The following is a 14,439-nucleotide window of genomic DNA, read 5'->3' as shown; positions in this document are numbered from 1 at the left end:
ACATCGCCTGGTTCAACCACGAACGCGCCCATGGCTACCTTGGGGGCCTGAGCCCGGTGCAGTACCGGGCTCAGGCCCTGGCGGCCTAACCTTTAGTTAGCCGGTCCAACTATCGGGGACCAGTTCAGGGAACGCCGGCCCCCAAGACGAAGAGTGCTCGGGGCCGGTGCGCGGTGGTCATGTCGGTGCGGTGGTCGTGTCCAGGCGGTAGGGGATGACCGTAAAGGCGTGCCCCTTCCGCGCTCCCCCTCCTCGCCAGCGCCGCTGAAAGCACTGCGAACCATTGAGGACGCCCCCAGCAACACCCTCACCCCGAACAGAACCCCACCCTCCACACCAGCACCACTTCCGGACACCTGAAGCAAGCCGCCACCACCGACGGCCCCTACCACCCCCGCCCCCACCCCTCCCCCGTGATCTTGCTCCCAGCGTCACTGGAGGTGCCCGGGAGTGACACCCAGAGCAAGATCACCGGGAAAAGGCGCGGCGCCTCCGCTCACGGACGCAGCGAGCCCCCGTGATCTTGCTCCCAGCGTCATCCAGGACGCCCGACAGTGACACCCCGAGCAAGATCACCGGGAAAAGGCATGGCGCCTCCGCTCACGGACGCAGCCACTTCCGTGGGACGGGCGGCCTCTGGGACCGGCTGACCGATGCGAGCACGGGCTGTGAGGACGCGTCGGTCGGCCCCGGGCAGGAGCGCACCTCTCCGGGTTCGCCCGGAGGTCTCCCTGAGGGGACCCGTATATCCGCGACATATCTTGAGTTCTCCAAAGACGCGACATATCGTGAGAGTCCAGAGCGAGAGGAAGGGACCACACGATGGCGCGTTGGACCATCGACAGGCCGATGACCCAGACGCTGGACGGCATCGTCGCGTTGCGGGTCCGGATCATCGGCGGCCATGTCAACATCCTGCCCACCGACGACCCGGTCACCTTCGAGATCACCGACATCACCGGTGAGCCCCTGGTGGTCACCCAGGAGGCGGGAATTCTCACGATCCACTACGAGGACCTCACCAGCCAGGGGCTGCTGGAGCGGCTGCGGCCCGTCCAGCTCAACGGTTACAAGCGCGTGCAGCACCGGAAGGCCACCGTGAACCTGCGGCTGCCCAAGGACTGTCCGGTGGAGGTCACCACGGTCAGCGCGTCGATCGTGGCCGCCGGGCTCAACGCCCGCAGTCAACTGCGGACCGCCGCCGGGGAGATCACCCTCGACGACACCTCGGGCGAGACCGAGATCAGCACCGTCTCGGGCAGCACCGCCGTGCGCAACGCCCGGGGAAGCCTGAAGTTCGGCAGCGTCAGCGGTCAGTTGGCGGTGGCGGGCGGACGGCTCTCCTCCCTGAAGGCCAAGACGGTCTCGGGCCAACTGCTGGCCGACACGGGGATCGCTCCCGCGGGCCGCGTACGGCTCAACTCGGTCTCCGGCGAGATCGCGCTGCGGGTGCCCGCCGACACCTCGGCCACCGTGGAACTGCGCACGGCGACGTCCCCGGTGGAGTCCGACTTCGGTCTGGACCGCCGCAGCGCGCCGGCCAGGACGATCCTGAGCGGGAAGATCGGCAGCGGAGTCGACCCCGCGTCCATCACCATCAACTCCGCGTCCGGACGGACCGCGCTGCTGCGTCGCGCACCCGAGGCCCCGGCCGCGATCCCCGAGGGAGCCTGAATGAGCACCATCTTCGGCCACGGAAGACTCCGGCTCTACTTGCTCAAGCTGCTGGACGAAAGCCCACGGCACGGTTACGAGATCATCAGCCTGCTCCGCGACCGCTTCCTCGGGGTGTACTCGCCCTCTCCCGGGACCATCTATCCCCGGCTTGCACGGTTGGAGGAGGAGGGTCTGGTCACCCACACCGAGGAGGGCGGACGCAAGGTCTACCGCCTCACGGACAAGGGGCGTCAGGAACTGCGCGAACGCGAGAACGACCTGAACGACCTCGAACGGGAGATCACCGACTCGGTACGCGACATCGCCCGCGCGGTCAAGCAGGACGTGCGCGCGACGATCAGTTCCCTGCGGGAGGAACTGAAGTTCTCCTCGGGCGAGGCGCGCCGCTCGGGAACCGGGGAGAGCGGCCCCTCGGACGCCGCCTCGGACGCCACCTCGGAGAAGACCGAGGAGAAGACCGAGGAGAAGGCCGGAGAGAAGCCCGGAGAGAAGCCCGGAGAGAAGCCCGGAGAGAGGGCCGGAGAGAGGGCCGGGGAGCGTGGAGACCAGGGTTGCGAGGAGGGCTCGCGGTGGGCCCGTGAGTGGGAACGCTTCGCCCAGGGCTTCGGCGCGTTCGGCTCGGCCTGGGGCCGAGGCGGCTCCGAGCGGAGTTCACAGGCCCCGGAGTTCGAACGGGCCCTGCACGACTTCGGCGACCGTGTGCGCGACGTGTTCCGCGAGGCGGGTCACGTGGGAGAGGCCGCCGCCGGCGACCTGCGGCGCATCCTGGACGAGACGATCGAGGTGATCCGCCGGGACATGAGGCACTGGGGGCCGACCTTCGACGACGGACGGGAACGCTCCGACGAGGGCGGGCCCGCCACGAGCGAGCCTCGCACCGACGAACCGGCCAGCGGCGGGACCGGCGGCGCCGAGAGCGGCACCGGTGAGGAGGCCGGTACCGACGCGAAGGAGACCCCGTCCGACGACGGGCCCGCGCGAAGGCCCGAGGCCCGGCCGATGCCGCCCTCCTCCGACCCGTGGGGCGAGGCGGTCGCCGACACCGACGGCGACGAGGAGAAGTAGTCCGGACGAAGGGACCCGGAGGCGCCACGGGGGCGACCTCCGGGTCCTCGCCGTTCGTGTGCCGCTATCGGCGGGCCACACCGTCCTCGCGGGCCTGGGCGGCGACCGCCGCGGACACGGCCGGGACCACCCGCTCGTCGAAGGAGCTGGGAATGATGTAGTCCGCGGACAGGTCGTCGCCGACCAGGTCGGCCAGGGTCTTGGCGGCGGTCAGCTTCATGTTCTCCGTGATGTCCGTCGCGCCCGCGTCGATGGCGCCTCGGAACACCCCGGGGAAGGCCAGCACGTTGTTGATCTGGTTCGGGAAGTCGCTGCGCCCGGTGGCGACGACGCTCGCGTACCTACGGGCGACCTCGGGGTGCACCTCCGGGTTCGGGTTGGCCATCGCGAAGATGATCGAGTCCTTGGCCATGGTGGCCACCACGGACTCGGGAACCTCTCCGGCCGACAGACCGATGAACACGTCGGCGCCCTTGAGCGCGCTCTCGATGGAGCCGCGCAGCCCCGCCTTGTTGCTGAGGGAGGCGAGCTCCTGCTTGATGGGCGTCAGCCCCTCACGCCCGTCGTAGATCATGCCCTTGGAGTCGGCCACGGCGATGTCGCCGATCCCGCCGTCGATGAGCATCTTGGTGACGGCCACGCCCGCCGCACCCGCGCCGGAGACCACGGCGCGCAGGTCCCCCAGCGTGCGCCCGGTCAGACGGGCGGCGTTGTGCAGCGCGGCGACGGTGACGATCGCGGTGCCGTGCTGGTCGTCGTGGAAGACCGGGATGTCCAGGCGCTCGCGCAGCCGGCGTTCGACCTCGAAGCAGCGGGGCGCGGAGATGTCCTCCAGGTTGATCCCTCCAAAGGAGGGGGCCATCCGCACGACGGTCTCCACGATCTCGTCGACCCCCGTGCAGCCCAGCGCGATCGGCACGGAGTCGACGTCGCCGAACTGCTTGAACAGCAGGGACTTGCCCTCCATGACCGGCAGGGAGGCCTCAGGGCCGATGTCGCCCAGGCCGAGCACGGCGGTACCGTCCGTGACGACGGCGACCAGGTTGTTCTTCCAGGTGTAGTCGCCGACGAGTTCGGGGTTCTCGGCGATGGCGTCGCAGACGCGGGCGACGCCGGGAGTGTAGGCGAGGGAGAGCCCCTCGTGGTCGTGGACGTCGACGGACGAGGTCACGTGGAGCTTGCCTCCGCGGTGCAGCGCGAAAGCGGGATCCTCGTCCAGATGGGAACGCGAAAAAGTGGACACTACTTGAAACCCCTCAGGTTTTTGCGTGTTCCACACCACCGTCGACCTTGACGGCGGGCGGTTCGGCCTCGGCCGTCGGCCCTGACGGCAGGCGGGTTGGCAGTGGACGCGGTCCGCGCGCGAAGACGTGAATGTGCTAGGGGGACTCCTCCCGACGCCGGTCGGCCATGACCGGTGATGTCGCCGGGAGAGTCGTTCTTCGCCGGACTCCTTATGCGAGTTTCTGCGCGACCGCTCTCACGGGGATGACCCGTTACGCAATTCTCTCACAACGGTGACCCCAGGAAAATCGCGGGTCGGCACGATGGGACGTCACCAGACTGATCCACCATGAAGCATAATGTCCTGAATGTCGTTTCAGCTCGGGCGGTGAGGTCACACACCCGCCTCCGACCAGGCACTTCGTGCCCCCTGAAGGAGACCCACGATGGCCCTGCACAAGCCCAAGTCCGCGCCGTTCGCCCTTGGTGCCCTGTCCCTCGCCGGCGCCTTGGCGTTGTCCGCCTGTGGTGGCGGGGACGGTGACGGTACGGAGGAGACCGGCGCCCCCGAGGCGCCCAGTGTCGAGGCCGACGAGGAGCTGGCCGCGCTCGTGCCCGCCGACATCGCCGAGGCCGGGACCGTCAAGATCGGTGTCGAGGCCTCCTACCCTCCAGGGGAGTACCTGGAGGAGGACGGTGAGACCGTCCTCGGTTTCAACGTGGACCTGCTCGACGCGGCCCTGGCCAAGCTCGGCCTGGAGGGCCAGTGGGAGCCCACCGCCTTCGACTCCATCATCATCGGTGTGAACACGGGCACATACGACCTCGGCTCCTCCTCCTTCACCATCACCGAGGAGCGCCTGGAGCAGGTCAACATGGTCAGCTACTTCTCCTCGGGCACCCAGTGGTTCGCCCAGGCGGGCAACCCCGAGGGCGTGGACCCCGACAACGCCTGCGGCATGCGCGTCGCGGTGCAGGCCGACACCACCCACGACACCGACATCGAGGCCCGCAGCCAGGCCTGCGTCGACGCCGGTGAGGAACCGATCACCATCCAGAAGTTCGAGAACCAGCCGCTGGCCACCGAGACCGTCGTCTCGGGGGTCAACGACGCCTCCCTGGCCGACATGCCCACCTCCGCCTACGCGCTGGAGCAGACCGGCGAGGGCGTGCTGGAGTTCATCGGCGAGCAGTACGACGCCGCCCCCTACGGCATCCTCACCCACAAGGAGGACGAGGAACTGGCCGAGGCCATCGCCGCCGCCTTCAACGCCCTCATCGAGGACGGCACCTACGAGGAGATCCTCCAGGAGTGGGGCGTGGACGCCGGCGGTCTGGGAAGCTCCGAGGTCAACCCCTCCACCTCGGAGTAGCGCCGAACACCACGCCACCCACCGAGTGAAAGACTGATCCGTGTCCTCACAGACCGAACCGGTGAACGGTCCGGGCTCGCCGGAGCCGGCCCCCCAGGGGGGCCGGCCGGCCGAACCCGTCACCGCCGTCCCCGTGCGCTACCCCGAAAGATGGGTCGCGGCGGGGTTCGTCCTGGTACTCGCCGCCATGTTCGTGCACATGCTGTTCACGAACACCGCGTTCAACTGGCCGTTCATGTTCGACCACATGTTCTCGGAACCGGTCGTCCGCGGTGTATGGATCACCCTCAGCGCCACCGTGCTGTCGATGATCATCGGCGTCATCCTGGGCATCGTCCTCGCGGTGATGCGCCTGTCCGGCAACCCCGTCCTGGTGACCGTCTCCTGGTTGTACACCTGGTTCTTCCGCGGTGTGCCCCGTCTGGTGCTGGCGGTGCTCTTCGGCAACCTCGCCATTCTGTACACCACGATCGAGATCGGTCTCCCGTTCGACAACTACTGGATGCCGTGGCTGGGGCTGGACGGCGACGCCCGCTTCTTCGAGATCGACGCCCGCACCATGTTGAGCGGCTACACGGCGGGGCTGCTCGCCCTGTCGCTGTCCGAGGGCGCCTACATGGCGGAGATCATCCGCGCGGGGCTACAGTCGGTGAACAAGGGACAGACCGAGGCCGCGCAGGCCCTCGGCATGAGCCGCGGCAGGACGCTGCGCCGGATCACCCTGCCCCAGGCGATGCGCGTCGTCATCCCTCCCACGGGCAACGAGACCATCGCCATGCTCAAGGACACCGCGCTGCTGGCGTACGTGCCGGTGACCATCGAGCTGTTCTATCAGCTCCAGGCCATCGGAGCCCGGACCTACCAGATCTTCCCGATGCTGGTCGCGGCGTGTCTGTGGTACCTGGCCATCACCAGCGTGCTGATGGTCGGCCAGTACTTCATCGAGCGCCGGTTCAATCCGGGCCAGTACGGCAGTATCCGCGACCGCATCGTCGGAGGGGCGCACAGATGAGTGAGCGAGCCCGAGAGACGGGCGTGACCATGACCGCCGAGGGCACGGAGCTTCCCGCGAACGCGCTGGTCGTGGCCGAGAACGTGCACAAGAACTTCGGCCGTCTGGAGGTCCTCAAGGGCATCGACCTCCAGGTTCGACGTGGCGAGGTCATGTGCATCATCGGCCCGTCCGGCTCGGGCAAGTCCACGTTCCTGCGCTGCATCAACCATCTGGAGAAGCTCACCGCGGGCCGCCTGTGGGTCAACGGCGAACTGATGGGGTACCGGCAAAAGCGCGGTCGGCTGTACGAACTGCGTGACAACGAGATCGCCCTCCAGCGCAGCGACATCGGCATGGTCTTCCAGCGGTTCAACCTGTTCCCGCACCTGAGCGCGCTCGGCAACATCATCGAGGCGCCCATGCAGGTCAAGCGCAAGTCCCGGAGCGAGGCCGTCGCCAAGGCCCGGGAACTGTTGGAGAGGGTGGGGCTGCCGGACAAGGCGGACGCCTATCCCGACCAGCTCTCCGGTGGTCAGCAGCAGCGCGTGGCGATCGCCCGCGCGCTGGCCATGGAGCCCTCGTTGATGCTGTTCGACGAACCCACCAGCGCCCTGGACCCGGAGTTGGTGGGAGAGGTCCTGGACGTCATGCGCGATCTGGCCGAGGGCGGGATGACGATGGTGGTCGTCACCCATGAGATGGGGTTCGCCCGCGAGGTCGGGGACTCCCTCGTCTTCATGGACGACGGCGTGGTGGTGGAGTCGGGGTCGCCCGCGGAGGTGCTCTCCGACCCACGCCACGAGCGTACCCAGGCGTTTCTTTCCAAGGTGCTCTGAGTTTCCCGGCCGGATCCGACCCGTGTCACGGAGCCGGCCGGGAAACACCGGCCCCGCCTCTTGACCACACGGCGGCCTACCCCGAGAGTCGTGGGAGAGGAACCCGGGCAGGGGAGAGAGATGGACACGCGCACGAAGCACACACGCAGGCGCTGGAACCGTCTGACCTCCCATACGGAGCACAACGGGCGTTTCCAGAGTCCGGCCATGCTCCGCACCCGCGAGATCCTGTGCGCCGGGGCTCGTGGCAACACCCTGGAGGTGGCGGTGGGCACGGGCCGGAACCTGTCCTACTACCCCCCGCAGATCCGCCTCACCGCCATCGACCCCGACCCGGAGATGCTCGACCGCGCACGTGAACGGGCCGAGGATCTCGGGATGGTCGCCCGGTTCGCGGAGAGCGACACGCGAGAACTGAAGTTCGCCGACCAGACCTTCGACACGGTGTTGTGCACGTTCGCCATGTGCGCGGTCCCCGACCAGAAGCGGGCCCTGTCGGAGATCCATCGGGTGCTGGTACCGGGCGGACGGCTGTTGATGGTCGACCACATCGAGTACGCCCTCTTCCCCGGGCGGCACGCCGAACGGCTCCGGGAGAATCCACGCCGCCTGCCCAGGGAGGTGGCGGTCGAGGTCGGGTTCGAGGTGGGCCACCACGACCGTCTGCTCCTCGGACTGGTCGAGCGGGTGGTCGCTCACCGCCCCTGACGGTCACGGCGGTGTCGAAAGCACCCCCCGACCGCCGCATACCCTGGAAGGTACCGTGTCCCCGCTCGGTATCGAGGTGTTCCGATGATCCGCCCTGTCCGCTCCGACGACGTACCGGCCGTCCACGCGATGATCCGCGAACTCGCCGAGTACGAGAAGGAGCCCGAGGCGGTCGAGGCGACCGAGGAGGACCTGCGCACGGCCCTGTTCGGTGAGGGGGCCACCGTGTTCGCGCACGTGGCCGAGGACGACGGCGGGGCCGTCGTCGGTTTCGCGCTGTGGTTTCGCAACTACTCCACCTGGACCGGCAGGCACGGTGTCCACGTGGAGGACCTGTACGTGCGCCCCGAGGCCCGTGGGTCGGGGCACGGGGCGGCTCTGCTGCGCACCCTGGCGCGCATCTGTGTGGAGAACGGGTACACGCGCATGGAGTGGTCGGTGTTGGACTGGAACGAGCCCTCGATCCGGTTCTACGAGAGCCTGGGATCGCGGCCCATGGACGGGTGGACGGTCCGTCGCCTGGACGGTGACGCACTGGCCGCTTTGGGGGCCGCGCATGGCTGACCCGGACCAACCGTCTTGCTTTCACCCCGATCATGTGAACACGAGCTTCTCTTCCTGCCTCAGTGGCACCGTGAAAAGAGATACATTGCTTCAAGCGGCAACCCCGCCCCCCGAAGGAGGGACGTGACCGAAGAAACCGCTGTGCCCACGGCCGACGCCATCGGCGTTCGGGACGCTGTCACCGTCAACATGCCCGCGGACAGCGCCTACCTGTCCGTGTTGCGGACGGCGACGGCGGGCCTGGCCGCGCGGCTCGACTTCACCCTCGACGAGATCGAGGACCTGAGGATCGGTGTCGACGAGGCCTGTGCGATGCTCCTCGCCCAAGCGCTGCCCGGCACGGAACTGACCACGGAGTTCGAACTCACCCCCGAGGGCATGCGCATCTCCGTCTCGGTGCTCACCGCCGACGGACGCCTCCCCGCCCGCGACACCTTCGCCTGGACGGTGCTCTCCGCCCTGGCCGGAGAGGTCGACGCGGGGGTGGGTCCCGATGATCGTGTCCATATCGTCCTGTACAAACGCCGCGGCACCCTGGAGTCGGCGTGAGCGAAAGGGGGCCCGCTCTGACAGCGAAGACCGAGCACGCGGTGCCCGACCGTGCGCGCGCCCGGGAATTGTTCGAGCGCCTCGGCGAGCTCGAGGCCGATTCCGAGGAGCGCCGTCGGATCCGCGACGAACTCGTGGAACTCCACCTGCCCTTGGTGGAGTACCTCGCACGCCGGTTCCGTAACCGAGGTGAGTGGTTGGACGACCTCACCCAGGTGGCCACCATCGGGTTGATCAAGTCCATCGACCGGTTCGATCTCGAACGCGGGGTGGAGTTCTCCACCTACGCCACCCCGACCATCGTCGGGGAGATCAAGCGGCACTTCCGCGACAAGGGCTGGGCGGTGAGGGTTCCCCGCCGCCTCCAGGAGCTGAAGCTCTCGCTGACCAAGGCGGTGAGCGACCTGTCGCAGCGGGAGGGACGCTCTCCGACCGTCGCCGAGCTCGCCGCGCACCTCCAGATGTCCGAGGAAGAGGTGTTGGAGGGCCTGGAGTCGGCCAACGCCTACTCGACGGTGTCGTTGGACGCTCCCGACAGCGGTGACGAGGACGCTCCCGCGGTGGCCGACTCCTTGGGGATCGTCGACGAGTCCCTGGAGGGTGTGGAGTACCGGGAGTCCCTCAAACCGCTTCTGGAACAGCTTCCTCCCCGGGAGAAGCGCATCCTGTTGCTCCGGTTCTTCGGCAACATGACGCAGTCGCAGATCGCCCAGGAACTGGGCATCTCACAGATGCACGTCTCCCGTCTGCTGGCCCGTACCCTGGCGCAGTTGCGTCAGGCACTGACCACGGACGACTGACCGATCGTCGCGGGCGGTCGCGGCGCTCACCGCTCGTCGGGGAAGAGCGCCGCGGTCGTCGGCGGTGAGAGGACCGCCGCGGCCGCGCACACCGCCACGCCCAGGAGCACCGCACCGTACACGTACTGCTCGCTGGTGAACATGTAGTAGGAGATCACCGCGAGGAAGAGCTGGGTGACGAACACCGGTGTTCGGGCCCAGTCCTTGAGCTGCCAGAGCCCGCGTGCGACGAACACCAGCAGCGCACCCACGCCCAGACCCAGTGCGGTCAAAGGGATGGCGCTGGTGAGATCCGAGGCCCGGCCGGTGACGGCGTTGAAGAAGCTGTAGGCTCCGCCGATCGCCGCGCCCAGGCCGATGAGGGCCTCCAGCCCGGCGGCGATGACGATGGTGACAGGACGAGAAGACACCCGATGAGCCTATACGCGACCTGATCGGCCCCTCGACCGCCCCGTCGGGTGGAGACGGACCCGCCTCATCCGCCGAACACACCCTAGACTGGCCCGGTGCGCGCCCTTTTCATCGTGAACCCCCAGGCGACCACGACCACCCCACGCACGCGTGAGGTGATCCTGGGCGCCCTGGCCTCCGAGTTGGACGTCACCGTCTCCGAGACCGCCTATCGCGACCACGCGGCCGAGATGGCCCGCGAGGCGGCCGGACACGGGTACGACCTCGTCGTGAGCCTCGGAGGCGACGGCACCGTCAACGAGGTGGTCAACGGTCTCCTGGCCACTCCGGACGGACTCGCACGCCCCCGTTACGCCGTGATCCCCGGTGGCAGCGCCAACGTCTTCATCCGCGCGCTCGGCGTGCCCGGCGACCCGGTGGAGGCCACCGGTGTCGTCCTGGAGGCGATCCGTGAGGGCCGGGAACGCGAGATCAATCTCGGACGGGTCGTCAGCGACCAGGACGACCGGTATTTCACCTTCTGCGCCGGTTTCGGTTGGGACGCCGACGTGGTCCAACAGGTGGAACACGAACGCGCGAACGGCCGTAAAGCCACGCCCGCCCTGTATGCGGAAGTGGCGGTAAAGCTGTTCTTCCGAGGCGATATCCAGGATCCATCACTAAGCGTGGTCGGGCGGGGAAGATCCCTCGCGGGAGCGTATTTCGCGCTGGTGACCAACACCACTCCCTGGACCTACGCCGGCGCACTGCCGCTTCAGCCGACCCCCGCCTCCCGTTTCGAACTGGGCTTGGACGCTTTCGCGCTGACCCACTCCTCGCATGCGCTCACGGGGTGGATCCTTTCCCAGATGTTCTTTCCCAAAGGCCTTCCCCCACGTGGGGACGGCTACGTGACCTGGCACGACCAGGACCGTCTCCGGATCCTGTCGTCCCACCCCAGGGCGTTCCAAATCGACGGTGAATACCTGGGAGAGCGCGAACAGGTCAACTTCTACTCTGTACCGAAGGCATTACGAATCATCTGTTAATTGCGCTGAAAGCGACTATTCACGGCTACTGTGACGCACCCGACACGCCGAACAGGACCTTTGACCTCGGGAAGTCTTGCATGGGCCGTTCGATCCTGTCACGCTCAAGATATCGCCGCGTGTTACGAGCGAGTTAATCGGGGCGCGTCCCACGGCCGTGGGATGAGGGCCGGACCATTTCGACCCGCACGCTCCGAGGCCCCCGTCGGGCGACCTGTACACGATCCTGACACGCGCATGATCGTGAAAAGCTTCACAAGCCCCGATCGCCTCACTGTGAGGAGTGGACCGCATGGACTGGCGCCATGATGCAGCCTGCCGTGACGAAGACCCCGAACTCTTCTTCCCCATCGGCAACTTCGGCCCCGCACTGATCCAGATCGAGGAGGCGAAGGCCGTGTGCCGACGCTGCCCGGTCAGTTCCGCCTGCCTGCGGTGGGCCCTGGAGAACGGCCAGGACGGCGGTGTCTGGGGCGGCACCAGCGAGGACGAGCGCCGCGTGCTCCGGAAGCGTCGCGGCAGCGCCCACCGCACCATGGTCCGCAGCTGACCGGATCCGGTCTCCCACCTCCCCCGACCGGTGCCCCTCCCCGCCTCGGACCGGTCGGCAGGACCGGCCGTCCGACCGCGACCTCCGTGGGACGCCCCATGACACGCCTGGGCGACCGTCGGCCCCCTCCGGATGTTTCCTGCTCCCAGCGCACATGTGGACGTCCACATGTGCGCTGGGAGCAGGCAGCACGGTGAGCCGGGCCGGTGGACCCTCGCGGTCACCGGGTCAGGGCACCGATCCCTCCTCACGCTCCAACGGCAGCGTGATCGCCACCTCGGTCCCACCGCTCTCCTTGGGCTTGATCGCCAGGGTCCCCCCCAGTTCGCCCACGATGAGGGTCCGCACGATCTGTAGTCCCAGACTCGTGGTCCCCTCCAGGTCGAAGTCCTCCGGCAGTCCCCCGCCGTCGTCGGAGACCGCCAGTTCCAGGCTTCCCGTCCCCCGGTGGCCCGGGCCCGCGTCGAACCGGTGCACGCGCACCTCGATCCGTCCGGGTCCCTGCCCCAGACCGTGCTCCACCGCGTTCTGCACCAGTTCGGCCAGGACCATCGACAGCGGTGTGGCCACCAACGCGTTCAGCAGACCGAATCCGCCGATACGGCGTGGCACCACGACCTTGCCGGTGGAGGACACCTCCGCCGCCATCTGGATCACCCGGTCGGCGATGTCGTCGAAGTCCACCGCCTCGTCGGGGGTGTGGGAGAGCATCTCGTGCACGATCGCGATCGACCCCACTCGGCCCACCGCCTCGTCCAACGCGGCCCGCGCCTCGGGCACGTCCAGGCGTCGTGACTGTAGTCGTAGCAGGGCCGCCACCGTCTGTAGGTTGTTCTTCACCCGGTGGTGGATCTCCCGGATGGTGGCGTCCTTGGTCATCAGCTCACGTTCCCGGCGGCGCAGCTCGGTGACGTCGCGGACCATCACCAACGCACCGATGCGCACCCCGTCGATGACGAGGGGGATGGCACGCAGCTGCACGGTCACCCCGCGCGCCTCCACCTCCGCCTCCTGAGGCGCCCGACCGCTCGCCGTGTAGGTCAGCGCCTCGTCCCGGGCCTCGCCCTGTGCCGCCAGTTCCAGCGTGGTGCGGTCCAGTCGGGCACCCACGAGATCGGCCGTCAGGCCGAGCCTGCGGTAGGCGGACAGCGCGTTGGGGCTGGCGTAGATCACCTCGCCGTTCTGGTCCAGGCGCAGCAACCCGTCGCCGACCCGAGGTGAGCGCACCATCAGGGGTTCCTGGTCCTCGAAGGGGAAGGCCCCCTCCGCGATCATCTGTGCCAGGTCGCCCGCGCTCTGGAGGTAGGTGAGCTCCAGACGGCTGGGCGTACGCGCCGCGCTGAGGTTGGTACTGCGCTGGATGACCGCGATGAGACGGCCCTGACGGCGCACCGGGATGGTCTCCTCCCGTACCGGGACCCCACCCGACCAGTCGGGGTCGCCGTCACGACAGATGCGTCCCTCCTCCCAGGCGCGGTCGATGAGGGTCCTGCGCCCCACCGCACGCGTCGTGCGGGAGGTGTCGTCGGTCATGTCGTCGCGCAGGACGGTCTCGACCAGATCGTCCTGGAAGGCGGTCGGGCCGGTGGTCGGACGCATCTGGGCGATCGCCACCCAACCGTCGTCCTCGCGCAGCCGCACCCACAACACGAGATCGGCGAAGGACAGGTCGGCCAGCAGCTGCCAGTCCGAGACCAGGGAGTGGATCCACTCGAGATCCGCCTGCTTGAGCGACGTGTGACGTCTGATGAGATCACTGAGGTGAGGCACTCACAAATCATCCCATGAGGGCGTGCATACTCAAGGGATACGCACTCGACCAATGGTCCACACCAATCAGCGGCCGTGACCCCCTCTGTGGTCCTGGGGAAGGTGCGGACGAACAGGTGCGGGATTCGGTGAAGGAGACTGATGACTGGCCAGCGCGCACTGGACGGCAACCCACGGGTGCCGAAGTACTACCAGGTGAAGGAGCAGCTCCTGGAGCTGATCGATGCGATGCCCGCGGGTAACCCGGTTCCTCCGGAGAGGGCCTTGGCCACACAGTTCGGCACCTCGCGGACCACGGTCCGCCAGGCGCTCACCGAGCTGGTGGTCGAGGGACGTCTGCTGCGCATCCAGGGCAAGGGCACCTTCGTCGCCAAACCGAAGGTCTCCCAGGTCCTCCAGCTCACCAGTTACACCCAGGAGATGCGCGCGCACGGCCTGCACCCCGCCACCCGCATCCTCGACGTGAGCTACATCAACGCCGACGACCAACTCGCCGAACTCCTGTCGATCCGCTCGGGCGGACGGGTCCTGCGCATCGAACGGCTGCGGTTGGCCAACGGCGAGCCCATGGCCGTGGAGACCGCCCATCTGGCGGCCCGCCGTTTTCCGGGCCTGCGTCGGCAACTGGACCGCTACGCCTCCCTCTACGAGGCCCTGGCGAGCGCCTACGACGTCTCCCTCGCGGAGGCGGAGGCCTCCATCGAGACGGTCCTGGCCACCCCGGACGAGGCACGCCTGCTGGGTGTGGACGTGGGTCTGCCCCTGGTCCTGCACTGCCAGCACAGCTTCGACGGTGACGGGCATCCGGTGGAATGGGTGCGTTCGCTGTACCGGGGCGACCGCTACAAGTTCGTCACGCGTCTGCGTCCGCCCCTGGCATGACGGCGCAC

Annotated in this window: 16 protein-coding genes; 13 read left to right on the top strand and 3 right to left on the bottom strand. The window is 68.1% G+C overall.

Features of this window, described 5'->3' with window-relative positions; genetic code table 11:
• Positions 1 to 2 precede the first annotated feature (2 nt).
• The 3 genes from PFX91_RS23200 (at position 3) to PFX91_RS22040 (ending at position 2,742) form a co-directional block, all read left to right on the top strand.
• A complete protein-coding gene (locus PFX91_RS23200; RefSeq protein WP_352231709.1) occupies positions 3 to 89 on the top strand; it encodes an IS3 family transposase in 87 nt (28 codons plus the stop codon).
• 733 nt (positions 90 to 822) lie between these two features.
• A complete protein-coding gene (locus tag PFX91_RS22045) occupies positions 823 to 1,674 on the top strand; it encodes a DUF4097 family beta strand repeat-containing protein (RefSeq protein ID WP_285734860.1) in 852 nt (283 codons plus the stop codon).
• Positions 1,675 to 2,742: a PadR family transcriptional regulator gene (locus PFX91_RS22040; RefSeq protein WP_285734859.1), complete on the top strand. Its 1,068-nt coding sequence runs from the start codon at positions 1,675 to 1,677 to the stop codon at positions 2,740 to 2,742.
• A 64-nt stretch (positions 2,743 to 2,806) separates the two neighbouring features.
• Here PFX91_RS22040 and PFX91_RS22035 read toward each other — a convergent pair whose 3' ends face one another.
• The gene (locus PFX91_RS22035) at positions 2,807 to 3,985 is read right to left on the bottom strand and encodes an NAD(P)-dependent malic enzyme (protein ID WP_285734857.1); all 1,179 of its coding nucleotides are present in this window, start codon (positions 3,983 to 3,985) and stop codon (positions 2,807 to 2,809) included.
• A 427-nt stretch (positions 3,986 to 4,412) separates the two neighbouring features.
• Between PFX91_RS22035 and PFX91_RS22030 the strand changes: the two genes are divergently transcribed.
• From PFX91_RS22030 to PFX91_RS22000, 7 genes are all read left to right on the top strand, one after another.
• Positions 4,413 to 5,339 carry an ABC transporter substrate-binding protein gene (locus PFX91_RS22030; protein WP_285734856.1) on the top strand — a complete coding sequence of 309 codons (927 nt, stop codon included), beginning with the start codon at positions 4,413 to 4,415 and terminating at the stop codon, positions 5,337 to 5,339.
• A gap of 40 nt (positions 5,340 to 5,379) precedes the next feature.
• Positions 5,380 to 6,351, top strand: a complete 972-nt coding sequence (locus tag PFX91_RS22025; protein WP_285734854.1) for an amino acid ABC transporter permease — start codon at positions 5,380 to 5,382, stop codon at positions 6,349 to 6,351.
• A 29-nt stretch (positions 6,352 to 6,380) separates the two neighbouring features.
• Positions 6,381 to 7,169: an amino acid ABC transporter ATP-binding protein gene (locus PFX91_RS22020; protein ID WP_502888354.1), complete on the top strand. Its 789-nt coding sequence runs from the start codon at positions 6,381 to 6,383 to the stop codon at positions 7,167 to 7,169.
• Between the two features lie 120 nt (positions 7,170 to 7,289).
• A complete protein-coding gene (locus tag PFX91_RS22015; RefSeq protein ID WP_285734850.1) occupies positions 7,290 to 7,877 on the top strand; it encodes a class I SAM-dependent methyltransferase in 588 nt (195 codons plus the stop codon).
• A gap of 84 nt (positions 7,878 to 7,961) precedes the next feature.
• On the top strand, positions 7,962 to 8,441 hold the full coding sequence (locus tag PFX91_RS22010) for a GNAT family N-acetyltransferase (RefSeq protein WP_285734848.1): 480 nt from the start codon (positions 7,962 to 7,964) through the stop codon (positions 8,439 to 8,441).
• 123 nt (positions 8,442 to 8,564) lie between these two features.
• Complete coding sequence (locus PFX91_RS22005; RefSeq protein WP_285734846.1) at positions 8,565 to 8,990, top strand: ATP-binding protein; 426 nt, start codon at positions 8,565 to 8,567, stop codon at positions 8,988 to 8,990.
• 41 nt (positions 8,991 to 9,031) lie between these two features.
• Positions 9,032 to 9,790: an RNA polymerase sigma factor SigF gene (locus PFX91_RS22000; RefSeq protein WP_097633771.1), complete on the top strand. Its 759-nt coding sequence runs from the start codon at positions 9,032 to 9,034 to the stop codon at positions 9,788 to 9,790.
• A gap of 26 nt (positions 9,791 to 9,816) precedes the next feature.
• On the opposite strand, the gene PFX91_RS21995 is transcribed toward PFX91_RS22000, so the two are convergent.
• Positions 9,817 to 10,200 (bottom strand): hypothetical protein, encoded by a 384-nt coding sequence (locus PFX91_RS21995; protein ID WP_285734844.1) that lies wholly within the window; start codon positions 10,198 to 10,200, stop codon positions 9,817 to 9,819.
• A 96-nt stretch (positions 10,201 to 10,296) separates the two neighbouring features.
• Here PFX91_RS21995 and PFX91_RS21990 point away from each other — a divergent pair, with 96 nt between their 5' ends.
• Both PFX91_RS21990 and PFX91_RS21985 read left to right on the top strand, forming a co-directional pair.
• The gene (locus PFX91_RS21990) at positions 10,297 to 11,229 is read left to right on the top strand and encodes a diacylglycerol/lipid kinase family protein (RefSeq protein ID WP_285734843.1); all 933 of its coding nucleotides are present in this window, start codon (positions 10,297 to 10,299) and stop codon (positions 11,227 to 11,229) included.
• 292 nt (positions 11,230 to 11,521) lie between these two features.
• The gene (locus tag PFX91_RS21985) at positions 11,522 to 11,779 is read left to right on the top strand and encodes a WhiB family transcriptional regulator (protein WP_285734841.1); all 258 of its coding nucleotides are present in this window, start codon (positions 11,522 to 11,524) and stop codon (positions 11,777 to 11,779) included.
• A 228-nt stretch (positions 11,780 to 12,007) separates the two neighbouring features.
• Here PFX91_RS21985 and PFX91_RS21980 read toward each other — a convergent pair whose 3' ends face one another.
• Complete coding sequence (locus PFX91_RS21980; RefSeq protein ID WP_285734839.1) at positions 12,008 to 13,549, bottom strand: sensor histidine kinase; 1,542 nt, start codon at positions 13,547 to 13,549, stop codon at positions 12,008 to 12,010.
• Positions 13,550 to 13,690: 141 nt separating this feature from the next.
• Here PFX91_RS21980 and PFX91_RS21975 point away from each other — a divergent pair, with 141 nt between their 5' ends.
• Positions 13,691 to 14,431 (top strand): GntR family transcriptional regulator, encoded by a 741-nt coding sequence (locus PFX91_RS21975; protein WP_285734837.1) that lies wholly within the window; start codon positions 13,691 to 13,693, stop codon positions 14,429 to 14,431.
• Positions 14,432 to 14,439: the final 8 nt, after the last annotated feature.

The organism is Nocardiopsis sp. ATB16-24, from assembly GCF_030271535.1.
In the GTDB taxonomy this organism is placed as follows: Bacteria; Actinomycetota; Actinomycetes; order Streptosporangiales; family Streptosporangiaceae; genus Nocardiopsis.
The sequence above is the reverse complement of the archived record's forward strand: the minus strand, read 5'-3'. Positions and strand labels throughout refer to the sequence as shown.

Bases quoted from the DNA above. Each gene is read 5' to 3' on its own strand.
- PFX91_RS22040 (WP_285734859.1), top strand. From the start codon at position 1,675: ATGAGCACCATCTTCGGCCACGGAAGACTCCGGCTCTACTTGCTCAAG.
- PFX91_RS21985 (WP_285734841.1), top strand. From the start codon at position 11,522: ATGGACTGGCGCCATGATGCAGCCTGCCGTGACGAAGACCCCGAACTC.
- PFX91_RS22010 (WP_285734848.1), top strand. From the start codon at position 7,962: ATGATCCGCCCTGTCCGCTCCGACGACGTACCGGCCGTCCACGCGATG.
- PFX91_RS22020 (WP_502888354.1), top strand. From the start codon at position 6,381: ATGACCGCCGAGGGCACGGAGCTTCCCGCGAACGCGCTGGTCGTGGCC.
- PFX91_RS22015 (WP_285734850.1), top strand. From the start codon at position 7,290: ATGGACACGCGCACGAAGCACACACGCAGGCGCTGGAACCGTCTGACC.
- PFX91_RS22030 (WP_285734856.1), top strand. From the start codon at position 4,413: ATGGCCCTGCACAAGCCCAAGTCCGCGCCGTTCGCCCTTGGTGCCCTG.
- PFX91_RS22045 (WP_285734860.1), top strand. From the start codon at position 823: ATGGCGCGTTGGACCATCGACAGGCCGATGACCCAGACGCTGGACGGC.
- PFX91_RS21975 (WP_285734837.1), top strand. From the start codon at position 13,691: ATGACTGGCCAGCGCGCACTGGACGGCAACCCACGGGTGCCGAAGTAC.